Genomic DNA, 24040 nt, shown 5'->3' on the forward strand with positions numbered 1-24040 from the left:
ACCCAGACCATCCCCCGCCTCCCCCGGAGTTCCGAGTGAGGGAGCACGCCGCCGTCTGGACCGAGCAACGCAGGGAGCGCAGCGACCGGAGTGACGAAGGAAGACAGCGGCTTACAGCGACCGAGCAGCCGAACGGAGTGAGGCAATGAGCACAGGCGCAGAGACCAAGGTCGTTCTCAACGACGAGGAGCAGTACTCCATCTGGCCCGCCGACCGGGACAACCCCTCCGGCTGGTACGACGCCGGCTTCTCCGGCACCAAGGACGAATGCCTGGAACACATCGAGCGGGTGTGGACCGACATGCGGCCGAAGAGCCTGCGAGAGGCGATGGACAGTGAGTGATGCCTTTCCCGCATCCTCCGGCCAGGAGCGGATGTGGTTTCTTTCGCGCTTCGAACCCGACCTGGCCGTCTACAACATCGGGATGTTGATGCCGATGGCGGCCAGGCAGCCGGTGGACCCGCGCCGGCTGGAGCGGGCGATCGATCTGGTGGTGCGGCGCCATGAGGCGTTGCGCACCACGTTCGAGTTCCGGGACGGGCAGGTGATGCAGATCGTCAGCCCCGACGCGCCGCCCACGGCGCTGACGGAGACGGACCTGACCCACCTGCCGCGGGCCGGAGCCGAGGCGGAGCTGGCCCGCCTGGCCAGGGCGGACGCGGTCCTGCCGTTCGACATGGAGCGGGCGCCGCTGTTCCGTGCCAGGCAGGTCAAGCTGGCCGAGGACGATCTGCGGCTGGTCATCGTCTTCGATCACACGATCTTCGACGGCGTATCCTCCATGATCTTCATGGACGAGGTGGGGGAGTGTTACGACGCGCTCGGCGAGGACCGGACGCCGAAGCTGCCTGAACTGCCGATCCAGTTCGCCGACTTCGCCGTGTGGCAGCGCGGCAGGTTGTCCGGCGAGTTCCTGGAGACCGAGCTGGCGCACTGGCGCGAACGGCTGGCCGGGGTGCCCGCCGACCTCGCTCTGCCGGGCGATCGGCTGCGGCCGGCTCGCCGTACCTATCGGGGCGAGATGCGGCTCGGCGCCTACTCCCCCGAGCTGTCGGCGGGCGTGGAGCGGCTGGCCAAGGACCTCAACACGACGTTGTTCACGGTGATGCTCACCGCGTACGCGGCCGTGCTGTCGCGCTGGTCCGGGATCGACGACATCGTGGTGGGCACGCCGATCGCGGGCCGTCTGCTGCCCGAGACCGAGCCGGTCATCGGCATGTTCGTCAACGCGGTGCCGCTGCGCGTGGATCTGTCGGGCGCGCCCAGCTTCCGCGAGGCGGCCGCCCGCGTGCGGGCGACGGTGGCCGAGGCGCTGGACCATCAGGAGCTGCCGTTCGAGCGGCTCGTGGAGGACCTGCAGCCGGCCCGGGATCTGAGCGTGCCGGCCCTCTATCAGGTGATGTTCAACCTGGCCGTCCTCACCAACGAGGGGCAGATCGCCAACGGCACCGCGAAGGTGGACATCCAGCTCGACCTCAACATGCGCGACGGGCAGCTGCACACCCGGCTGGAGTACGCCACCGACCTGTTCGATCCGGAGACGATCGAACGCTTCGAGACGAACCTGCGGACGCTCGTCGAGTCGGCCGTCGCCGACCCGGACCGGACGGTTTCCGCGCTCCCGGTGCTCGCGGAGGACGAGCGTGAGCGGGTGTTGGCCCTCGGAGCCGGTGCGCCCCAGGCTGCGCCCGGGACCCTGCACGCGTTGATCGAGGCCCAGGCCGCCGCGACTCCCGACGCTCCCGCCGTGCTCTTCGGCGATGTCACGCTCACCTACGCCGAGCTCAACGGCCGCGCCAACCGGCTCGCCCGGTGGTTGCGGCACATCGGCGTCGAACGTGGCCGGCCTGTCGCGGTCTGCGCCGAACGCTCACCCGAGCTCGTCGTCGCGCTTCTCGCCGTGCTCAAGGCGGGCGGGGCGTACGTGCCGCTGGATCCCGATTACCCGCGGGACCGGCTGGAGTTCATGCTCTCCGACTGCGGCGCACAGGTGGTGCTCACCCAGCGCCACCTGCTGCCCGGCGGGCCGATCAAGGCGGTGCTGCTGGAGGACGACTACGACCTCGACTCCGGCGATCTCGAGCCGGTGACCGGACCGGACGACGCCGCGTATCTGATCTACACCTCGGGCTCGACCGGCCGGCCGAAGGCCGTGGTCAACACCCACCACGGCATCGTCAACCGCCTCGCCTGGATGCAGGAGACGTTCGGCCTGACGGCCGGCGACGTGGTGATGCAGAAGACCCCGACCAGCTTCGACGTGTCGGTGTGGGAGTTCTTCTGGCCGCTGCTGCAGGGCGCCTGCCTCGTCCCGGTACGGCCGGGCGGCCACCGCGACCCCAGCCACCAGCGCGACCTGATCAAGCGGCACGCGGTCACCACGATGCACTTCGTGCCGTCGATGCTCGCCCTCTTCCTGGAGGAGGCGAACATCGAGTCGTGCACGTCCCTGCGGCGTGTGGTGTGCAGCGGCGAAGAGCTGCCCCCCAGGATGGTGGCCCGCTTCTTCGACCGCCTGCCCGGCGTGGAGCTGCACAACCTCTATGGCCCCACCGAGGCGGCCGTCGACGTCTCCTGGCACGCCTGCCGGCCGGGCGAGACGGTGATCCCCATCGGCCGCCCGATGCCCGGCTGCCGCCTGCACGTCCTCGACGAGCACCTGGAGCCGATGCCCGTCGGCGTACCCGGTCACCTCCACATCGGCGGCGTCCAGGTGGCCCGCGGCTACGCGGGACGGCCGGGGCTGACGGCCGAGCGCTTCGTCCCCGACCCGTACGGCCCGCCGGGCGCGCGTCTGTACGCCACCGGCGACCTGGCCAGGCTGCGCGCCGACGGGGAGCTGGAGTTCCTCGGCCGCATCGACGACCAGGTGAAGGTGCACGGCTGGCGAGTCGAGCTGGGCGAGATCGAGGCGGCGCTGGCCGAGGACACCCGGGTGCGCAGGGCCGTTGTGACCCTGCGCGACGACGCACCGGGCGGCCGCGGGCTGGTGGCCTACGTGGACTGGACGGGCGAGGCGAACCAGCTGTCGCACGAGATGCGGACCGGGCTGGCGCGCAAGTTGCCGCCTGCGCTGGTGCCGCAGGCGTTCGTGCAGGTCACCGAGTTCCCCTTGGGCCCGAGCGGGAAGCTCGACCGCGCCGCGCTGCCGCCGCCCACCGGGCCCGGCCGCAGCGATCTGGGCACCACCTATGTCGCGCCGGAGACGCCGCTGGAGGAGGAGCTGTGCGCGCTCTGGGGCGAGCTGCTCGGCCGTGACCGGGTGGGCATCGAGGACGACTTCTTCGCGCTCGGCGGGCACTCGTTGCTGGCCGTCCTGCTGATCACCAGGTACCGGGAGGCGTACGGGATCGAGATGGACCTGCGGGTCTGCTTCGAGCTCACCACGGTGGCCGAGCACGCGCTGGCCGTACTGGAACTCCAGCTCGGCGACGCCGAGCTGGACGATCTTCTGGCGGAGGACGCGGACGGATGAGCGAGGTGAGAGGGCGGCTGGCCCGGCTCAGCCCGGAACAGCGTGCGGCGCTGGAGCGCAAGCTCCTGCGGCAGCCGAAGGCGCGGCCCACCGGCATTCCCGCGCGCAGCGATCCGGACGCGCCGGCGCCGCTCTCCTACGGGCAGGAGCGGCTCTGGTTCCTGCAGCGGCTCGACCCTGCCGACGCCTCCTACAACATGTACATGGTGCAGCGGCTGCGCGGTGAGTTGTCCACCCGGAACCTCGCCAGGGCGCTGACCACCGTGGCGGCGCGGCATCCGATGTTGCGGGCCCGCTTCCCCGCCGTGGAGGGCAGTCCGGTTCAGGTCGTCGAGCCGGAGCTGAAGCTCGATCCGGTGCTGGTGGACCTCGCGGACCTGCCCGCGTCCGAACGCGAGGCGCGCGCCACGGCGATCGTGGCCGAGCTGACCAATGCGCCGTTCGACCTGGCCACGGGCCCGCTGGTGCGGGTGCACCTGATCAGGCTGTCGGCGACCGATCACGTGTTCTGCCTGGTCCTGCATCACCTGGTGGCCGACGGCTGGTCGCTCAAGATCATCTTTTCCGAGCTGGCCGCCTGCTACACCGGGAATGCGGCCGGGCTGAGCGCTCCCTCGATCGACTACCGCGACTATGCGGCCTGGCAGCGTGGCCGCGAGCCGTCGCAGGAGTCTCTGGACTACTGGCGCGCCCGGCTCGACGGCGTGGAGCCACTCGAGCTGCCTACGGATCGGCCGCGGCCGGCCGTACGCGAGCCCAGTGGCGACTACTGCGCGCACCGCATCGGCCCCGAGCTGACGGCCCGCCTGGAGCAGCTGGCCAGGGACGAGCGCGGCACGCTCTTCATGGTCCTGCTGGCCGCCTACCAGCTCCTGCTGGCGGCGCACTGCGGCACGGACGACCTCACGGTCGGCTCGGTCATCGCCGGGCGCGATCGCCCGGAACTCCAGAACGTCGTCGGCTTCTTCCCCGAGACGCTCGTGCTGCGCGGTGATCTGTCCGGCGACCCGTCCTTCCGCACGCTGCTCGCGCGGACCAGGGCAACGGTCCTGGACGCCTTCGCGCACCAGGACATCCCCTTCGAACGCCTGCTCAACGACCTCGGCATCCGCCGCGACCTGAGCACGACGCCATTGTTCCAGGCGATGTTCGTGATCCAGGACAAGGAGGCCTCCGCCCTTCCGCTGCCCGGCCTCGAAGTGGAGATGTTCGACCCCGGGGCGACACAGGTGAAGTTCGACCTGATGCTGGACATCACCCAGTTCGACGGCTCCCTCTGGGCGATGTTGTCCTACGCCGGCGACCTGTTCGAGGAGGAGACCGCGACGCGGTTGCTGCGGCGGTGGGAGCGGGTGCTGGAGACGGTCGCGGGCGACCCGGGTGCGCCGCTGTCCGCGCTGCGCGCGGCGATGATGCTGCCCGAGGACAGGCAGCCGGTCCTCGACACCCCGCAGCCGCCCGCGCGCGACGTGCTCGACCTTTTCCAGGAGCGCGTACGGCTGGCGCCCGGCGCGCCGGCGGTGAGCCACGGCACCCGCCGGGTCACCTATGCCGAGCTGGACACCATGGCCGCCGCGCTGGCGGGGCGCCTGTCCGAGGCCGGAGTCGGCCCGGACACGGTCGTGGGCCTGCGCGCCAAGCGCTCGGTGGAGCTGATCGCCGGGATGCTCGCCGTCGGCAAGGCAGGCGGTGCCTACCTGCCGCTCGACCCGGCTTACCCGCCGGAGCGGCTGCGGTGGATGGCGGCGGACGCGGGCGCGGCCCTGGTGCTGGACGAGGACGATCTCCACGAGTGGGGAAAATCAACAGATGTCACAGTGCCGGGCTCGCTGGCTTACGTGATCTACACCTCGGGTTCGACCGGGCGCCCCAAGGGCGTGGAGGTGCCGCGCGAAGCGCTCGCGTCGCGGGTGAGCTGGATGCGGAAGCACTACGAGCTCGGGCCGGGCGACCGCGTCCTGCAGTTCGCCTCCCCGAGCTTCGACACGCACGCCGAGGAGATCTACCCGGCGCTGGCCGCCGGCGCCGAGCTCGTTCTGTGCCCGGACGACCCGCTGCCCGACTTCCTGAAGACTCCGGAGGGTGCCGCGCTCACCGTGCTGGACCTGCCCACGTCGTACTGGCAGGAGCTGGTGGCCATGGGCGTCGCCTGGCCACCCGGTCTCCGGCTGCTCATCCTGGGCGCCGACCCGTTGCCCGGCCCCGCCCTGGCCACCTGGTACGAGTCCGGGCCCCCGGGCGTTCGCCTGATCAACAGCTATGGCCCCACCGAGACCACGATCATCGCCGCCACCGCCGAGATGGACCCCGCCGAGGCGCTGCGCCGCCCGACCGTGGGCGTCGCCCTGCCCGGCACCACGCTCCAGGTGCTGGCCCCCGACGGGCTCCCGGTTCCGCCCGGTGTCGCGGGCGAGCTCCACATCGGCGGTAGCGGCCTGGCGCGCGGCTACCGGGGCGCGCCCGCCCTCACGGCCGAGCGCTTCGTCCCCGGCCCTGACGGCTCGCGCCGCTACCGCAGCGGCGATCGGGCCCGCTTCCGCCTGGACGGCAGGCTGGAGATCCTCGGCCGCCTGGACCGGCAGGTGAAGGTGCGCGGTTACCGCGTGGAGCCGGGCGAGGTGGAATCCGTGCTGCTCGCCCACCCGTCAGTACGGCAGGCCACCGTGGTGGTCCGCGACGACCGCCTGATCGCCTACGCCGTCCACGACGCCGGAGACGCATTACGCGATCACCTCGCCGCCGAGCTCCCCCCGCACATGGTGCCCAGCGCGATCGTCTCGCTCGATCGCATTCCGCTGACCCCCGGCGGCAAGGTCGACCAGGATGCCCTGCCCGCACCGGGCCAGCCGCAGAACGCGACGTACGAGCCGCCGGCCGGCGCGGCCGAGGAGCTCGTCTGCATGGTCTGGTCCGAGGTGCTGGGAGTGGAGCGGGTGGGCGTGCTGGACGACTTCTTCCAGCTCGGCGGCCACTCGCTGCTGGCCACCAGGACCACGGCCCGCATCGCCGCGGCCACCGAGCTGGAGGTGCCGCTCAAGCTGGCCTTCACCCACCCGACGCCACGCCTGCTGGCCGCGGCGCTGGAGCACCTGGCCGAGGAGGCCGACGAGCGTGGATGAGCGGCGTGCGCGCGTGCAGGCCCGCTTCCGCAAGGCGGTGGCGGGCCTGGGCACTGACACTGGCGCTGCGGAGGAGATCCCGCGACGTGCCGAGGGCAGCGATCCGCCGCTGTCGTTCGCGCAGGAGCGGCTGTGGTTCATGGAGCAGTTCGCCCCGGGGACGAGCGCCTACGCGCTGCCCGTGTCGGCCAGGCTCCGCGGCCCGCTCGACACCGAACGGCTGCGGCAGTCGCTCGACGCCGTGGTTGCCCGGCACGAGAGCCTGCGCATGACCTTCCCCGCCGGCCCCGACGGGCGGCCGGAGGTGCGGGTGGCAGATCGGGTACGTGTCCCGCTGCGCGTCGTCGACGTGACGACGGAGGCGGCGGCCAGACAGGTGCTCAGCACCGACGCCGCGCTCCCTTTCGAGCTGGCGACCGGTCCGCTGCTGCGCGCCACCCTGGTACGGCTGGCGCCCGACGACCACGCGCTGCTCGTCGCCGTCCATCACATCGTCGCCGACGGCTGGTCGGCCGACCTCATCCTCCGCGAACTCCTGGCGCCACCGGAGAGCGGACCGCGGCTGGGTTTCGGCGACTACGCGTTGTGGCAGCGAGAGCGGCTGAGCGGCGCGCGTTTGGCCGATGACCTGGCGTTCTGGCGCGGCGAGCTGGACGGGCTGCAGGTGCTTGAGCTGCCCCTGGATCGGCCACGCCCGCCTCGGCAGGGCTTCCGGGGCGGCTGGCACGACCTCGAGCTGGACGTGGCGGCGTTCCGCGCGTTGTGCCGGGCCGAGGGGGCGACGCTCTACATGGGGCTGCTCGCCGCCTTCCAGGTGCTGCTGGCCCGCTGGTCCGGCATGACCGGCTTCGCGGTGGGGTCGCCGGTGGCCGGGCGGACCAGGCCGGAGTTCGAGGAGATGGTGGGGCTGTTCGTCAACCTGCTCCCGATGCGGGCGCGGCTGGCGGGCGATCCCGGATTCGCCGAGTTGCTTCGCCGTACGCGGGATGGGGCGCTCGAGGTCTACGATCACCAGGAGCTGCCCTTCGAGAAGCTGGTCGCCGAGCTGGACCCCGAACGCGACGTCAGCCGCCCGCCGCTGGTACAGGTGCTGTTCGCGCTGCAGAGCTATCGCGACGGCGGCGAGGGCTTCGAGCTGGACAGCACGACCACCCGGTTCGACCTGGAGCTCTACGCCGCCGAGCGGGGTGAGCTGCTGGAGGGGCGCTTCGTCTACAACGGCGAGTTGTTCCGGCCGGAGACGATCGAGCGGCTGGCGCGGCGGTTCGCCGCACTCCTGCGTGCGGTGGTGGCGGCGCCCGACGTGCCGGTGGGACGCCTGGACATCCTGCCGGTCGAAGAGCGGGAGCAGATCTCGCGGTGGAACGCCACCGCCCGGGAACATCCGGGCGGGACCCTGCACGAGCTGGTCTTCGAGCAGGCAGAGCGGACACCGGACGCGACGGCGCTGGTCTTCGAGGGCGAGCGGCTGACCTACCGCGAGCTGGCCGAGCGGGCACGTGAAGTGGCGGCAGGGCTGGGTCCTCGGGTGGACCAGCCGGTCGGCGTGTGCATGGAACGCGGGCTGGACCTCCCGGTCGTGCTCCTCGGGGTGCTGGCGGCCGGTGGCGCCTACCTGCCGCTCGATCCGGGCCACCCGGCGGAGCGGACGCGCGGCATGCTGGCCGACGCGGGCGCCGACCTGGTGCTCACGGCAGCGCCCGTGCATGCGGCCCCGGCACCCGTCGTGCGGGTGCGCGAGGACAACCTGGCCTACGTCATCTTCACCTCGGGATCCACCGGGCGGCCGAAGGGCGTGGGCGTCTCCCACCGGGCGATCGTCAACCGGCTGCGCTGGATGCAGGACACCTTCCGGCTCACCCCGGAAGACCGCGTCCTGCACAAGACACCCACCACCTTCGACGTCTCGGTCTGGGAGCTCTTCTGGCCGCTCATCACCGGCGCCACCATGGTCATCGCCCGGCCCGGCGGCCACCGCGACACCGCCTACCTCCGCGACCTCATCAAAGCCGAGCGAGTCACCACCGCCCACTTCGTCCCCTCGATGCTCCAAGCCTTCCTGGAAGAAGAGGACATCCAACCCCCGCCCCGGACCATCTGCTCCGGCGAAGCCCTCCCACCCGGCATCGAGCTCCCCGGCCTGCACAATCTCTACGGCCCCACGGAGGCGGCCGTCGACGTCTCCTGGCACCCCTGCCAGCCGGGAGAGCCGATCGTGCCCATCGGCAGGCCCATCGACAACACCACCCTCCACGTCCTCGACCGGCACCTCCGCGAAGTCCCCATCGGCACGCCGGGCGAGCTCTACATCGGCGGCGTCCAGCTCGCCCGCGGTTACCTGGGCAAACCGGCACTCACCGCCGAACGTTTCCTCCCCGCACCCAACGGTCAACGCCTCTACAAGACCGGCGACCTAGCCCGCTGGCTCCCCACCGCCGAACTCGAATATCTCGGCCGCACCGACCACCAGGTCAAGATCCGCGGCATGCGTGTCGAAACCGGAGAGGTCGAGGCCGCCCTGCGCGCGCAGCCGGGAGTCCGCGACGCGGCCGTCACGGCGTACGAGCACAGCCTGGTCGGTTACATCGTGGGCGACGTACCCGACCTCCGCGACGTCCTGCCCGACCACATGATCCCGCGCCGGTGGGTGCACCTGGACGCCCTCCCCCTCACCCGCAGCGGCAAGCTCGACCGGGCCGCGTTGCCCCCGCCGGAGACAGCGAGCGGCCGGCCGTACGTGCCGCCTCGTGATGAGGTGGAAGCGCGCCTCGCCACGCTCTACGAAGAGGTGTTGAAGGTGCCCGCGGCCGGCATCCTGGACGACTTCTTCGAGCTCGGCGGCCACTCGTTGAGCGCCCTGCGGCTGGCCGCCCGCATCCGCCAGGAGCTGGGGCGGAGCCTGCCGGTCGCCACCGTCCTGGCCGCGCCGACGATCAGTGCGCTGGCCAGGGTGCTCCGCCAGCCCGAGGACCTCGCGCCACCGAGCCACGTCGTGCCGCTCAACCCGGACGGTGACCGTACGCCGATCTTCTTCATGCACGCGCTCGGCGGCCAGGTCTTCCGCTACCACCCGCTGGCCCGCCGCCTCGGTCCCGACCAGCCGGTGTACGCCATCGCCGCGCGCGGGCTCGTGCCCGGCGAGGAGCCGCACGCCACGCTCGCCGAGATGGCCGACGCCTACGTGGCCGACCTGCTGGAGGTACGGCCGGCGGGGCCGTACGTGCTGGGTGGGTTCTGCATCGGCGGGAACATCGCTCTGGAGGTGGCCAGGCGCCTGCGCGAGCGCGGCGAGCAGGTGCCACTCGTCGTGCTCTTCTACGCCGATGCCGAGGAGCCCGTGGCCAGCGCGTCGCTGGAGGACGACACGGTCCTGCTGTTCCACGCGCTGGCCGGCGGACCTGAGGAGACCCTCGGGCTGGACACGGCCGAACTCGCCGCCCGGCCGCCGGAGGAACGGCTGCTGGCGGTCATGGGCGCCGCCTCGGCCGCCGACCGGCTGGCCCCCGACACCGCCGAGGTCGAGCAAGCGCGCCGCTACCTGGCCGTGTTCCGGGCCAACGCGCACGCGGTCGGCGGCTACCGGCACGAGCCCTACGACGGCGACGTCGCGCTCTTCGCGCCCAAGCGCGAGGACGGCAGCTGGTCCTCCGTCGCCAAGGGCCGGTTCGCTCACGTCCCGATCCCCGAGGAACGCGTCCCGATCCTGTACGAACCCCTGGTCGCGGGAGCGGCCACCGAGATCAGAAGGTGGATGGATCATGGCCTCCCCGACCAGTGAACAAACCAGCCTGTGGCGCAACGCCGACTTCATGCGCCTGTGGGCCGGGCAGAGCCTGTCGCAGTTCGGCTCGGCGATCACCTACTTCGCGATCCCCGTCATCGCGGTCACCGTCCTGCACGCCTCCGAGGAGGAGATGGGCGTCATCGGCTTCCTGCTCCGGGTTCCGATGGTGCTCTTCCTGGTCTTCGGCGTGCTGGCCGACCGGGTGCGCAAGCGGCCCATCCTGATCTGGACGGACGTGGCGCGCTTCGTGCTGCTGATGCTGATCCCCATCGCGTGGTTCGCCGACATGCTCACGCTGGCCTGGATCTACGGCGTCATCTTCGCCATCGGGCTGCTCAGCACGCTCTTCCAGACGGCTTACCGCAGCTACTTCCCGTTCCTGGTGCCGCGGGAGAACTTCCTGGAGGGCAACTCCAAGCTGCAGCTGACGGAGTCGACCGCCCAGACGTTCGGCCCCGGCCTGGCCGCGGCGCTGCTGAAGGTGCTCTCCGCGCCCGCGCTGCTGGTCATCGACGCGGTGTCGTACCTGGCCTCCGCGATAGCCATGGCGCTGATCAGGCGGCCGGAAGCGCGGCCGGAGCCGGATGACACCACCGCCGGGCAGGTGCACAAGGCGATCTGGCAGGGCATGGGCTGGGTGTTGCGGCACGAGCTGATCCGGCCGCTGGCCATCTCGTCGGCCGTGTACTCGCTGTTCATCCTGGGCTCGATGAACTCGATCTACGCCCTGTACGTGATCCGCGATCTGGGCGTGCCCGCAGCGTGGTTCGGCAGCATCCTGGCCGGTGGCGGCGTGGGCTCGATCATCGGGGCGTTGCTGGCCGTCAAGGTGATGCGGCGCTTCGCGATCGGCAAGGTGCTGCTGTGGTCGATCGTGTACGGCAACCTCGTGCTCTTCCTCATCCCGCTGGCCGCCGGGCCGGTCTGGGCCTCGGTGACCATGCTGGTCGCCGCGCAGCTGATCAGCGGTATCACCTCGCAGATCTTCTTCGTCACCAACACCACGCTGGTGCAGACGATCACCCCGCTGCGGCTGCAGGGCCGCGTGGTGGCGTCGATCTACTCGCTGGGCCTGATTCCCGCCCCGCTGGGCGCTCTGGGCGCGGGCCTGCTGGCGGGCGCCGTGGGGACGCGTACGGCGCTGTGGGTGGTCGTCACCATCGGCGCGCTGGTGCCGATGGCGGCGATGGCCTGGTCGCCGCTGGCCAAGCTCAAGGAGATGCCGGAGCCAGACCCGCAATGAGCCGTAGCTGGCGGCTGCGCAGCCGCCGGGTGGGCGTGACCAGGCCGACGATCAGCGTGGTCGCGCCCGCCTCCTGGTAGGCCGCCATCCGCTCGCGCACCTTGCCCGCGGGGCCGCACATGGTCATCGCGTCGAGGAGCGCGTCGGGCAGCATCGCCATGGCCTCGCCCTGCCGCCCGTCCAGGAAGGCTTCCTGCATGCGGGCGGCCTCCTGCTCGAAGCCGAGCGTGGTGGCCAGGCGGTTGTAGAAGTTGGTACGGCGCGAGCCCATGCCGCCGAGGTAGAGGGCGAGCATGGGCCGCATCATGTCGTAGGCCAGCTCCTGGTCCTCCTCGACGAGCGTGAGGACCATGGGCGCGATGTCGAGGTCGCCGCGGTTCAGGTGAGTGGCCATCTTGGCCAGGTGATCGGGCGGGAAGTGGATGGCCAGCCAGCCGTCGGCGAGCTCGCCGGCCAGCGCGACGGTCTTGGGTCCCATCGCGGCCAGGTAGACCGGCAGCCGTTCCTGCACCGGCGAGACGGCCAGCGTCAGCTCCTTGCCCTCGCTGCCAGGCAGGGGCAGCGTCATCGTGGCTCCGTCGTGCCGCACCGGCTCGCCCTGCAGCGCCTTGCGCACCACCTGGAGGTAGTCACGAGCGCGGGCCAACGGCCGGTCGAAGCGCTCGCCGTGCCAGCCCTCGACCACCTGCGGGCCGGAGACGCCCACGCCCAGCCGGGCGCGGCCGCCGGAGAGCTGGTCGATGGTGGCCGCCGTCATCGCGGCGACCACGGGTTTGCGTCCCGACATCTGGAGCACGCCGGTGCCCAGCGCGATGCGCTCGGTCTGGCCCGCGATCCAGGCCAGCAGGCTCGCCGGGTCGGTCCCGTAGGTCTCGGCCGCCCACACGGACGAATAGCCCAGAGCCTCCGCCTCTCGTACCAGCGCCAGGTGGTCGGCCGGGCCGAGGCCCGCGCCGCCCCAGTAGCTCATGCTGTAACCGAGGCGCATCCCATCTCCTCAACGATCGCGGCTGCCAGGGCGTCTGGAGTCTCCTCGGCCAGCCAGTGGGTGGAGTCGAGCTCCTTCAACGCGGGCCTGTGCACGCTCTGCCGCCGCCAGCCCAGCAGGCCGCCCCTGGTCAGCGAGGCGTCCCGGATGCCGTACAGGACGGAGATGGGCACCGGCAGCGGTGGCCCGGGCCGGTGGTGATAGCCGGCCAGCAGCCCGAAGTCGGCGCGGAGCGCCGGCTCCAGCACCGGCCAGAGCGCCTCCCGATCGGCCAGTTCCGGCGGGACACCGCCGAGCGCGATCAGCTGCTCCCAGAACAACCACGACGGCAGCGACGGCAGGCGGCGCAGCAGCAAGGTCACATCCGGCGCGGCGAACGAGCCCACGATCAGCCGTTCCGGCCGCCCGCCCAGCTCGACCACGCGACGGCAGACGAGAAAGGCCAGCAACGCCCCGCTGCAGTAGCCGAACAGCGTGTACGGCTCGCGCCACCCGGCAAGCTCGCGCGCCAGGTCCTCGACCAGCCCGTCGAGGTCAGTCCGTGGTTCTTCGGCGAGCCTGGCCTGACGCCCCGGCAGGTTGACCGACCACAAACCCACCTCGGGCGGGAAATGTCCGGCGAGCTCGCCGAGCGAAGCCGGACCGCCACCCGCGTGCGGGAAGGTGACCAGGGCCCGCTCCCCCTCCTTGACCTGAACGAACCACGGCGTCATCGGGCGTCCCCCAGATGCAGGGCCAGTTCGGCCGGCGTCGGATGATCGAACACGGCCCGAACCGAGACGGCACGCCCCGCCAGCTCCTCCAGCGGACGGATCAGCCGGACGGCCAGCACGGAGTGGCCGCCGTTGAGGAAGAAGTTGTCGTGCGGCCCCAGCCCAGGCCGCTTCAGCGCGTCGCGCCACAGCGCCACCACCTGCTGGACCAGCCCGTCGCCCACCTCCTGCGCCGGGGCGCCATCCTCGTCAGGCACCACCAGCTCGCGATAGGCGATCTTCCCGTTGGCGGTGGTGGGGAGCCTGCCGGTGACGACGTAGCGGGTGGGGACGGCGTAGTCGGGCAGCCGCGTCCTGGCGAAGTGCCACAGCTCCCCGTCAGCGGCTTGGTCGGTGACCTCGAGAAAGGCGACGAGCCGTCCGTCGCTCTGCGGGTCGCCGTCGAGGATCACCGCGGCCGTCCGTACCGCCTCGTGCTCGTGCAGCGCCGCCTCGACCTCGCCGAGCTCGATGCGGTGGCCGCGCAGCTTGATCTGCCTGTCGTCGCGGCCGAGCAGCTCGAGCGTGCCGTCGTGGCGGATCCGCGCGCGGTCGCCGGTCCGGTAGAAGCTGCCGTACCGGTCGTGGTGCCCGAAGCGCTCCGCCGTCAGCTCAGGCCGGTTGAGGTAGCCCGCACTCACCCCCGCACCGGCGACGCACAGCTCGCCCGGCACGCCCGGCGGCAGCTCGCGGCCCGCGGCGTCGGTGACGAAGATCTGGGTGTTGGCCAGCGGCTCCCCCACGGGGACCGGATCGAGCGGCGGCTCGCGCAGCTCGGCGGCGGTGGACCAGATGGTGGTCTCCGTCGGCCCGTAGACGTTGAACACCCGGCAGCCCAGCTCCAGCAGGTCCCTGGCCAGGGCGGCGGGCATCGGCTCGCCGCCGCACAACACCGTGCGTCCGGCCAGCTCCTGCCCGGCTTCCGGCACGATCAGCCGCCACGCGGTCGGCGTGGCCTGCACGACCTGGACATCGGCCGCGGCGATCAAGTCCAGGAACTTGCCCGGCTGCAACTGGTCCTCGCCCGAGGCCACGACCACGGTGCCTCCAGAGGCCAGCGGCAACAACAATTCCAGCCAGGAGATGTCGAAAGAGGTGGTGGTGGACCACAGAACGCTCGTGGGCGCACCGAGCCGGTCGGTGAAGTCGAGCACCAGGTTCGTCAGGTTCCCGTGCGTGACCTGCACACCCTTGGGCCGCCCGGTGGAGCCGGAGGTGTAGATGACATAAGCGATGTTTCCGGACTCGGGTGGTACGGGGGGTTCCCCCAGCGTGCTGGGCATCGGCGCGACCGGCGTCTCACCCGCCCACCGCGGCGTGCCCGCCGCGACGACCAGCCGCGCACCCGAGTCGGCCACCTGGTAGGCGAGGCGCGCCTCCGGTTGCCGCACGTCCAGCGGCAGGAACGCCGCTCCCGCCTGCCACACGCCCAGCACCGCCGCGACCAGGTCCGCCGAACGATCCAGGGCCAGGGCGACGACGTCGCCGTGCCGTACCCCTCTCTCGTGCAGCAGGTCGCGGACCGCGGCCGCGCGCCCCAGCAGCTCGTCATAGCTGACCTCGCGCCCGCCCTCGCGCACTGCCACGGCGGGGCCGGGCACGATGCGCTCGACCAGCGTGCCGGGCCACGCGCGGCGCGTGTCGTTGACCCGGTCGAGCAACGCCCGGTCCGCCGGCGAGAGCACGTCCGGCACCCTGCCGCGCGCCGCCTGCCGCACCACCGCGGACATCCTGGCCGCAAACGCCGCGATCTCGTCCTCGTCGTGCACCTCGGTGCTGTGCCCCATGCGGATGGTGAGCCGATCCGGCTCCTGGATGACATTGCACTGCATGTCCAGGCGGCTGCGGTCGATGAGGTTCTCGACGTACCCGGGCACCTCACCCTGGATGTGCACCTTCTCGTCGCTCCAGGGCCGGTAGTTGAACATGTGCCGGAACAGCGGGACCCGCCAGTCGTCCGTGCCGTGCCCGCGGCGGGTCAGCACCGCCTCCACCGAGGCGTCGGCGTGCTCGATCCCCTCCGCGAAGGCCTCCTCCACGCGCCTGGCGACCTGCTCGAAGTCGTCGTCCAGCTCGACGTGGACGCGCAGCGGCAGCGTGCTCACGGCGTAACCGACATGCTTGCGCTCCTCGCCCGTCCTGGTGCTGACCGGCATGCCGATCACCAGGTCCGGACCGGCGCCGTGCCCGCGCAGCGTCAGCAGGAAGGCGGTGGCCAGCACGATGTTGCCGGTGGTGCGCAGCCTGGCGCGCAGCTCGTCCAGGGCCGCCACCGTCTCGGCGTCGACCCGCCACGAACAGGTGTGGCCGGCGAACGTCGGATGGCCCGGCGAGTGCCTACTCCCCGGCAGCACCATGGAGGCCGGGTCGACGCCGTCGAGCCGGTCCAGCCAGTAGCCGATCGACTCCTCCGACGGCTCCCCCGGCTCCAGCATCGGCGCGGGCCCCGCCAACTCGGGCGGCAGCGTGCCGTGCCCTGTCTGGCTGTCGTAGAAGCGGCCCAGCTCCTCCACCAGGAGCTGCAGCGAGATGCCGTCGATGATGATGTGGTGGCCGGCCAGGCACACCACGGTCCCGGCGCCGTCGGGCAGGGTGAAATGTCCCACCCTGATGAGCAGGTCGCGGCCCAGGTCGAAGGGCTCGTCCAGGAAGGACCGCAGGTCCGCGACCAGCGTCTCCTCCGTCGTGGCCCGCGTCTCGACCTTCAGCTGGGCATCCTGGGGCGCGACCAGGTGCCTGACGGGCGCCCCGCCCACCACGGGGAACCGCAGGCGCAACGCCGGATGCCGCTTGACCAGCCGGTTCACCGCGATCTGCAGCGGCAGCCTGCGCAGCCGTGTCTCCAACCTGAGCGCCACCGCCAGGTTCGACACGCCGCTGTCCGGCGCGAGCTGCTCCAGAACCCAGAAGGAGTACGGCACCGCCGACAGCGGACGCGGCTCCTCCACGGAGGCGGCCGGCTCCGGCTGCGGCCGCGGGATGGGGATGCGTTGCAGTGGGAGATCGGGATCGAGCGCGGCCCAGTCCACTCTGCCGCCGCCCGTCCAGAACCTGGCCACGGCGGCCAGCAGCCCCGCGAGATCGCCACCCACCCGGACCTCGGCTCCGGCCGTCTCTTGCGCGAGGCCGGCGAGTGCCTCCTCCAGCGGAAGATCGCTCGCGAGGAGGGCGGGGTCCGGGGCTTCCGCGCGGATGCCCCAGGCGGCGAGGGTGGCGGCCAGCCCGTAGGCGGTGGCGAAGGCGGGTGGCAGCTCGACGCCGCGCGCTTCGAAGGCCTCTTCGCACACGTCCACGGCCTCGGTGAAGACACGCTCCACGCCGTACAGACCGGCCGCCTCATCGGGGAGGGACAGGCGGACCGGCCCCTGCTCGTAGGTGTGCTCGCGGGCCAGCGCGAGAGCGGCTTCTGCGGCGCTCCGGCAGACCACCGCACCTCTCACGGGGTGGTGGACGCGTCCCTGCTGCAGGGTGCCCGCCGCGTCGGCGTAGCGATCCTCCGATAGTCCGGCGAAGAAGCCGGCCAGGCTCCGCCGTACCGACTCGGCCTCTTCGTGGGTGCGGCCGGACCACACCACCACGCGCGGGCGGCCGTCGCCCGGAGCGTGCACTGGCGGATAGCCCTCCTCGACCTCGAGGTCGTCGGGCCAGATCACCCGGTGCACCAGGTCGCCGTCGAGCAACGCCCGGTCGAGGAGCCGCAGGACCAGGGTGCCGCGCAGCGTACCCGGCAGCAGCTCGCCGGCGTCGGTCACGGCCAGCTCGCACTCCCTGGCCAGCAGCGCCGCGCAGGCCTTGCCCACTCCGCCGTACAGCCGGACGACCTGCGCTCCAGGATCGTGTCCGGCCTCCTCGGCCGCCCCCACCTCCTGCGGGAAGCGCCCCATCGCGATCACGGCGATGGGCTGTTCGTGAGGGGTCACCGACCGTCCTTACGGATCCTGGCACGCACGTCGCGGCGGCTGCCGCCCAGCGGTTGGCGACGGGCGCCGTCCTGCCTGGCGGGCGCCTGACCCTGCGTGATCAGGTGCGAGAGAGCACGCAGGTTCGGGTGGGTGAACATCGCGGTGACCGGCAGGCTCAGGCCCAGCGTGCTGGTGAGCTCCTCGTGCAACTCGACCAGGGCGAGCGAATCGAGACCGGCTTCGAAGAAGTTGAGATCGGGATCGAGAGCGCGGCCTAACCTTCGCTCCACGAGAGATGCAACCGCGTCGGCCTGGGTCATCCGGCGTCCTTTGTCTCGCCTGCGATCGGACGGGATCGCCGTCCGCCTCCCAGCATCCTTACCGAGCGCCACAATCCACCACAAGCCCGTATTTTTCAGGATTTCTGGAGCCGCCACCAGGCTCGCCTGGTAGGCGTCGGCCGCCTCTAAGCAGATCTGAACGGCCTGACCGGCGAAGGCGGAGATGTCCGCGCCGGCCGTAAGCGAGAAAGGCGTGACGGTGAGGTAGGCCAGGGGAAGGAGCACGGCCGATCATCGTGCCGCACGTGGTTCCGTCTCCTGGGCGGCCGGAGCTCGCGCCGCTACGCGAAGCCCTCGCACGGTGATGACCAGGGCGGGATGTAACGATCGGCAGGCGCACTGTCGCCAATCACTGGAGCTCTTCCATCGACACCCAGTGTCCCGGCACCAAGCGGCTCAGCTCCTGCCGGAGGAGGTCCCGCAGGGGAGTCTCCCCTTGCGCGAGGACCTCTTGATACAGGGCCAGCAGCACGTCCGGACGTTCCGGACCGAGATCCGGATCGTCCTCCGTGCGCACGTACTCGTCGACCAGCAGCGGGAGCCCCGCGGAGAACTCTCCAACCAGCCCCAGCCGGAACAGGCAGCACAGGCGGTACTCGATGGCTTTGACGTAACGCCAGCCCTTGCCCGCGTCGTCGAAGTACGCGCGATCGAGCCGCGCGAAGGCGTCGAGCACCGCCCCATAGTGCCCCGCGTCGTAGCAGAGAACGATCTCGTGGAATCGCGCCCATTGATGCCCTGGGTCCAGCCGCAACGCTTGCCGCATTTCGGACAGTGCCTCGCCGCTCAGGGCCTGCCCCTTCACGTGGCAGAGGTGGAGGACGTATCCGCGCAGGTAGTGCGCCTCGGCCGATCCGGGGAGCGCGCCGACGAGGCGATCCGTCGTTGCGAGCGCCTGGAACAGGTCGTCCGTCCCAGTTTTCGCGTCGACCTCGTCTTCGGCGCGGTCCACGGCGTCATAGACGTGCCACCAATCCTGCGGCAACGCATCTGTCAACTGCGTCCCCCTCGGTGGTCGGTGCCCCTGGCTTTCGCACGCCATTCCTTCACCTTGTCTAGCAGTGCCTGCTTGATTTCGGGAAGAAGGTGTGGGTTTGCCCTCACGAACTCCTGCAGCTCCGTCGCCGACGCGCTGAATCCGGCGCCGTGACGACCACTCTCGTAGCCTTGGCCGCCGCGGTGCTTGTTGCGGATCTGCTTGATGACCTCCGCGACGTATTCCTTCCACGGTATCCAGTTCCGCTCATCGCGGACGACGCGGCAACTCTCGTCGAGCGGGTTGTTGTCGTTGTGGACCAGGACGTCCGTGGCGCCGGTCCTCACGTGATACGTGTGGGTGCGCGCGACGGTCAGGTTGTGCACCCGCTGCTCACCCGCGGTCCACCTGGCGATGGCGAGGATCTCCTGGCTCTGGCCGCCGCTGGTGCGCAGCTGGACCCCCGGTGCCAACGCGCTCGCCTCGACCCAGGCCCGCGGTTCTACGAGCCAGAAGCGATGCGTGGCGGTGGCGATGATCGTGCCGGTGGCTTCGCCTCGCTCGCCGTCGGTGTCCACCGTGATCCGGACGAGGTTCTTCACGCCCTTGCTCGTGATCACCGCGGTCACCGGTTCGGCTCGGACCTGGCCGGTTTCCGGGTCGGTGGCCAGGACGCGATCGCCGACGTCGACCTCTTCGATGGGTTTGTACGTGCCGTCGGCCATCACGACCGCGGTGCCGGGGACGAAGCTGCTCTTCGGACGGCTGATGGGGCACGCCGCGTTCAGCGCCTCCGTGGCCTCCTGCACCTTCTTGCTGGCGAGCTTGAGGCGATCCTTGGCCGCCAGCCAGTTCTTGAAGGCGCTGATGGCATCGCCCGCGTGTTTCCAGACCCGTTTGCCGAGCTCGTAGGCCTTCTTCCATTTCCATGGCAGGCCGTACTTCACCGCGAGCTTGCCCGCCAGTCCACCGGCCAGGGAGCCGAGGATGTTCAGCGCGGTCTCCCCGCAGGCGCCCAGATTGCCGGTGGAGAAGCACTGAATGCCCGCAGTGATGCCGAGCTCGTCAGCGGCGATCTTCGCGATGGCCAGGACGGCGTCGATGAGGAGCCTGAGCTGCCGATCCACCTCCGCCTGCGCGGCTCGCAGCGCGGCTTCCGCCTCCTGCTTGCGCTTGGCCTTGCAGGCGACGCTCTTGGGCTTGGCGCACGGGTCGCTCGGGCCGGCGTCGTCGATGACCTTCAATCCGGTGGGGTCGGAGGCGCCGATCGGGTTGTTGCCGCCGTAGGAGTAGGGGTTGGTCCATTGCGGTTTGGACAGGTCCAGCAGCGGGTCGGTGGAGACGAACTTGCCGATGGCCGGGTCGTAGTAGCGAGCGGACAGGTAGTCCAGACCGGTGGAGTCGTCCTCGGTCTTGCCCAGGAAACCGCGGTCGGTGAAGGGCAGGTCGTCGCTGCCGCGCCGCTGGCCGTAGGGCAGGTAGCGCTCGCGGGAGATCTGCCCGGTGGCCTCGTCGATGGCCAATTGGGTGGAGCCGTGCAGGCCCGAGGCCATCCACTGCACCCCGGCCGAGTTGCGCAGGGCGACCACGGCGCCATCCGAGCCGGTGTAGTAGCGGGTGGCCTTGGCCACTCCGCCGGTGGCGCGGATCTCCATCACACCCAGGTAGAGGGTCGAGGAGCCGTCGGGGTCGCGGCGGATCAGCCGCTCGCCGTCGGTGTCGTAGACCATCGAGGTCTCGGCGCCATCGACGACGGCCTTGTCCATCTGGCCGAGGGGGTTCCAGGTGAAGGCGGCCTGCTTGCCCCCGACGGTGCGGGCGACGAGCTGGCCGGCGTTGTCGTAGCCGTAGGTGTCGGTACGGCCCGGCCGGCTGATCGCGGTGACGGCGTTCGGCCGTACCGCCGACGAGCCGGGGGCGGGGTAGCCGTAGGTGGCGGTGACTCCGTTGTCGGTGATCGACTGCAGGTTGCCCACCGCGTCGTAGGCGAACGACTGGTTGTAGGGGTCGGGGCCCTGGTTGTCGGCGGCGGTACAGGTGGCGGCGCCGGTGGTGTAGGCGGAGGTCAGCCGGGTGAGACCGTCGTAGCCGAAGCACTCGGACTGGCCACCCGGCGTGTCCTGGATCCGGGTGATCTGGCCGTCCTTGTTGTAGGTGAAGGTGTCGTCCTGGGCCAGCTGGGAGCCGGAGGTGGTGGTGAGCCGGTTCAGCCAGCCGGTGGCCTCGTCCCAGGTGAAGGTGCGCTTGACCTGGGAGTTGGCGCCGTAGGCGCGTTCGTTGAGCCGGGCGGTGGCCGAATAGACCGTTTCCTTGACGTAGGTGGAGCCGCTGCCGTAGTCGGAGGTGAGGTCCTTGGCCAGGCCGAGGTCGGTGTAGCTGTAGGTGAGCGTCTCGCCTGCCAGGTCGCCCTTACCGGGCATGGTCTGCGTGAGTAAGTTGCCGGCGACGTCGTAGCTGGCGGCGAACTCGTACTCACCCGCGAGCGCGCCTTCCGCGGCCGGGATGGTGAGCTTGGTGTTCGTCGCGCGGTAGGAGCTGTCATAGGCAGTGACGGCGTCGACATAGGCGTTGGAGCCGACATGACGCGTGGCCGCGGTGGGGTGGCCCTTGGCGATGGTGTCGTAGGTCCACTCGGCGAGCTTGGTGCCGGTCAGCGGCTCCCCGTGCCACTGGCTGGTACGGCGGCCGAGGTCGTCGTAGACGGTGGACACCTTGCTGCCGTTGCCGTCGACGCTCCAGATCGGCCGCCCCGCGGCGTCGTAGCCGTAGGAGGACGAGCCCGTGTCCGGATCGGTGGCAGCGGTACGCCGGCCGGCCCAGTCGTAGGTGAAGGTCCGCACGTTGCCGTTCGCGTCGGAGTCGTCCTGACTGGCAGACGCAAATCGCTCGTCGGCGGCCGCTCGACGGTTGCTCGTACAGGTTCAGTTTGCCTTGAGCCCGAGTGCCATCACGAAAGCCCCAGCCCCGCCGCGGAGAGCTTGACGGCCTTACCTTTGCCAGGTTCGCGTTTTCAGAGGAATGGCCCGCGGTCAGAGATCTCCACCTCGGAGATGTGCGCGCTGTTCCAGATGGGCTCCAGCACGCGGTTGGCCAGCCGGCTGCCGAGCACGTTCTGAACGGTCGTCATGGCCAGGAAGTGGTCGACGCGGAACACCGCCTGCTCGGGCACGACCCCCATGAGCAGCCGGTTCAGCTCCACCGCGCTGTCGAGGTCTTCGCCGAACGACTCCAGCACGATACGGCTGCCCGGCGGCAGGTGCGCGGCGCCGAGGGGCGGCGATCGCACCGGGGAAGATCGCCGGCGGGAGGGCGAGGTAGACGGCGACGGACCCGTCACCGGCGACGAGCGAGGCGATGTCAGCGGCGTTGGCGGCGTCCGCCCACTGGTATCGGGCGGAGTCGGGGATCGCCTTCCTGGCCTCACCGGGCTCCGTCGCGGCGTGCCGGTCGAGCTGGGCGAACGCCCAGCGGCGGAACTCCTCGTCGGTCCAGTTCTGCCGGTCGGCGCGGGTGGTTTCGAACCGGTCGGCGAGGTGTCCGGCCGCGCGCAGGGCGGCCCGGGCCGGCAGCAGATAGCGGGCGTTGAGGTCGCCGGTGGCGCCGAGGATGACGAGCCGGTTGATCATGCCCTGGCACCTGCTTTCGCTCGTGCGAGGTTGACGCCGCTGGCGATGATCCCGATGTGGCTGAACGCCTGCGGGAAGTTGCCCATGAACGCGCCCGTGGCCGGGTCGATCTGCTCGGGCAGCAGCCCGACGGGGTTGGCGCGCGCGCACAGCGACGCGTACAACTCCTCGGCCCGGTCCATGTGGCCTTGCAGGATCAGGTTGTCGACCAGCCAGAAGCTGCACAGCACGAAGGCGCCCTCGTCGCCGGGCAGGCCGTCGGGTGATTGATCGTGCAGGTACCGGTAGAGCAGGCCGTCACCGGCCGACAGGCGTTCGGCGATGGCCGCGGTGGTGGCCGCCATCCGCGGATGGTCGGCTGGTACGACCTTGCGCAGCGGAAGCGCGAGCAGGCTGGCGTCCAGGCTACCGCCGCCGTCCAGGTGCTCGCTCAGGCACTGTGCCTCCTCGTCCCAGGACTGGTCCAGGATGAGCCGGCGGAGCTTCTCGGCGGTGGCGCGCCAGGTCGCGATCGGCCCGGACATGCCGAACCGCTCGCCGATGGCCGCGGCCCGATCCAGGGCCACCTGGCACATCCCGGTTGAGTAGGTGAAGACCCGCCCTTCGCTGCGTACCTCCCAGATCCCCTGATCCGGCTGCCGCCACGTGTGCGCGGCGGCCTCGGCCAGCTCCGCCAGACCGGACCACAGCGCCGGCTGGAGCTCGCGGCCGGGGAGCAGCCACTGGTCGGCGCAGTCCAGCACCTCGCCGTAGACGTCGTGCTGGCGCTGGTCGGCGGCGCCGTTGCCCCATCGCACCGGGGCCGAGCGCCGGTAGCCCTCCAGGTCGGCGTCGTGGATCTCCTCCGGTACGGGGTCGCCGCCGAGGGTGTACATGATGCGGGGGTGGCGGCTGTGCTCGAAGGCGTCCAGGACCCAGCCGAGGAAGGCGTCGGCCTCCTCGTCGAAGCCGACGCGGCGCAACGCGAACACGGCGTAGGCGGCGTCGCGGATCCAGGTGTAGCGGTAGTCCCAGTTGCGCACCCCGCCGATCGGCGCGGGCAACGAGGAGGTGGGCGCCGCGACCAGCGAGCCGTTGCCCCAGTCGTCGCACAACTTCAGCGTGATCACCGAGCGCCGGACCAGCGCTTCCTGCGGCCCGCCGTAGCTGCACTTGCGCATCCAGCGCCGCCAGGCCTCGGCGGTCTGCCGCAGCATCGCCTCGGGGTCGAAGCGGTGATGGCGGTGGATGCGGCCCCAGGACAGCACCAGATCGAGGCGGTCGCCCTCCTGAAGGTCGTGCTCGGTGCGCAGGCCGGTCAGCGGACGGTTGGATCGCAGATGCAGCCGGAGGTCGGGCCGCCGGGAGCCGCGCACCTCCAGACCGCCGTAAAGGACCCGCGTCTGCCCGCCGCCGCGCGGCTTCAGCTCCGCCCGCAGCCGCACGGTCCCGGCCTGGACGACCGCGGACCGGACCAACTCGCCCCGGCCGCCGCCCGCGTCGTCGCTGAGGTCTGCGTCGGCACGCAGGGCCAGCGCGTCAGTGATCCGGACCAGGCCGGTCGGGCCGCGCAACTCGGTCACCAGCACCGCGGTCTCCGGCTCGTAGAACTGCCGGGCCTGGCGCAGGTCGTCCACGGTCAACGTGAAGTGGCCGCCGCGCTCGTGATCCAGCAGGCCGCACAGCAGCGGGTCGCTGTCGAAGCGGGGCAGGCACAGCCACGGGATCGAACCGTCGACGCCGACCAGCGCCGCCGTCGTGCCGTCTCCGATGAGGCCCAGGTCCTCCAGCGCCAGATAGCCCTCCTGGCGGCGCACCGGGCGAAAGGGTGGATCGAGGTCGAGCATGCCTGGC

13 protein-coding genes and 1 pseudogene are annotated in these 24040 nt (G+C 71.1%); 5 read left to right on the forward strand and 9 right to left on the reverse strand.

The window, feature by feature from the left end; all coding sequences use genetic code 11:
* Positions 1 to 145 precede the first annotated feature (145 nt).
* The 5 genes from ETD86_RS29245 to ETD86_RS29265 are packed head-to-tail and all read left to right on the forward strand — an operon-like array spanning position 146 to position 11622.
* A complete protein-coding gene (locus tag ETD86_RS29245) occupies positions 146 to 343 on the forward strand; it encodes an MbtH family protein (RefSeq protein WP_138669435.1) in 198 nt (65 codons plus the stop codon).
* Positions 336 to 3476, forward strand: a complete 3141-nt coding sequence (locus ETD86_RS29250; RefSeq protein ID WP_281286974.1) for a non-ribosomal peptide synthetase — start codon at positions 336 to 338, stop codon at positions 3474 to 3476. Before ETD86_RS29245 ends, ETD86_RS29250 begins: the two co-directional genes overlap by 8 nt.
* On the forward strand, positions 3473 to 6595 hold the full coding sequence (locus ETD86_RS29255; protein WP_138669439.1) for a condensation domain-containing protein: 3123 nt from the start codon (positions 3473 to 3475) through the stop codon (positions 6593 to 6595). The genes ETD86_RS29250 and ETD86_RS29255 overlap by 4 nt, the downstream gene beginning before the upstream one ends.
* Positions 6588 to 10373, forward strand: a complete 3786-nt coding sequence (locus tag ETD86_RS29260; protein WP_138669441.1) for a non-ribosomal peptide synthetase — start codon at positions 6588 to 6590, stop codon at positions 10371 to 10373. Before ETD86_RS29255 ends, ETD86_RS29260 begins: the two co-directional genes overlap by 8 nt.
* Positions 10354 to 11622, forward strand: a complete 1269-nt coding sequence (locus ETD86_RS29265; RefSeq protein ID WP_138669443.1) for an MFS transporter — start codon at positions 10354 to 10356, stop codon at positions 11620 to 11622. The genes ETD86_RS29260 and ETD86_RS29265 overlap by 20 nt, the downstream gene beginning before the upstream one ends.
* Here ETD86_RS29265 and ETD86_RS29270 read toward each other — a convergent pair.
* The 9 genes and pseudogenes from ETD86_RS29270 to ETD86_RS29305 form a co-directional block, all read right to left on the reverse strand.
* Positions 11591 to 12610 (reverse strand): LLM class F420-dependent oxidoreductase, encoded by a 1020-nt coding sequence (locus ETD86_RS29270; RefSeq protein ID WP_138669445.1) that lies wholly within the window; start codon positions 12608 to 12610, stop codon positions 11591 to 11593. The two genes, ETD86_RS29265 and ETD86_RS29270, sit on opposite strands and share 32 nt — an antisense overlap.
* Positions 12589 to 13323, reverse strand: a complete 735-nt coding sequence (locus tag ETD86_RS29275) for a thioesterase II family protein (RefSeq protein ID WP_138669447.1) — start codon at positions 13321 to 13323, stop codon at positions 12589 to 12591. Before ETD86_RS29275 ends, ETD86_RS29270 begins: the two co-directional genes overlap by 22 nt.
* On the reverse strand, positions 13320 to 17282 hold the full coding sequence (locus ETD86_RS29280) for a non-ribosomal peptide synthetase (protein WP_138669449.1): 3963 nt from the start codon (positions 17280 to 17282) through the stop codon (positions 13320 to 13322). Before ETD86_RS29280 ends, ETD86_RS29275 begins: the two co-directional genes overlap by 4 nt.
* Positions 17279 to 17830 (reverse strand): acyl carrier protein, encoded by a 552-nt coding sequence (locus ETD86_RS29285; RefSeq protein WP_138669451.1) that lies wholly within the window; start codon positions 17828 to 17830, stop codon positions 17279 to 17281. The genes ETD86_RS29280 and ETD86_RS29285 overlap by 4 nt, the downstream gene beginning before the upstream one ends.
* Before the next feature lie 124 nt (positions 17831 to 17954).
* Complete coding sequence (locus ETD86_RS29290; RefSeq protein ID WP_138669453.1) at positions 17955 to 18602, reverse strand: tetratricopeptide repeat protein; 648 nt, start codon at positions 18600 to 18602, stop codon at positions 17955 to 17957.
* Positions 18599 to 21421, reverse strand: coding sequence for an RHS repeat-associated core domain-containing protein (locus tag ETD86_RS59700; RefSeq protein ID WP_138669455.1), 2823 nt, complete (start codon positions 21419 to 21421; stop codon positions 18599 to 18601). The genes ETD86_RS29290 and ETD86_RS59700 overlap by 4 nt, the downstream gene beginning before the upstream one ends.
* Positions 21422 to 21591: 170 nt before the next feature.
* Positions 21592 to 21867 carry a hypothetical protein gene (locus ETD86_RS58415; RefSeq protein ID WP_246148385.1) on the reverse strand — a complete coding sequence of 92 codons (276 nt, stop codon included), beginning with the start codon at positions 21865 to 21867 and terminating at the stop codon, positions 21592 to 21594.
* 52 nt (positions 21868 to 21919) lie between these two features.
* Positions 21920 to 22207, reverse strand: a pseudogene (locus ETD86_RS60215) (hypothetical protein); the annotation flags it as partial.
* Positions 22204 to 24033: a glycoside hydrolase family 15 protein gene (locus tag ETD86_RS29305; protein ID WP_138669456.1), complete on the reverse strand. Its 1830-nt coding sequence runs from the start codon at positions 24031 to 24033 to the stop codon at positions 22204 to 22206. The pseudogene ETD86_RS60215 and the gene ETD86_RS29305, both read right to left, overlap by 4 nt.
* Between the last annotated feature and the right edge of the window lie 7 nt (positions 24034 to 24040).

Source organism: Nonomuraea turkmeniaca (genome assembly GCF_005889735.1).
Classification (GTDB): Bacteria; Actinomycetota; Actinomycetes; order Streptosporangiales; family Streptosporangiaceae; genus Nonomuraea; species Nonomuraea turkmeniaca.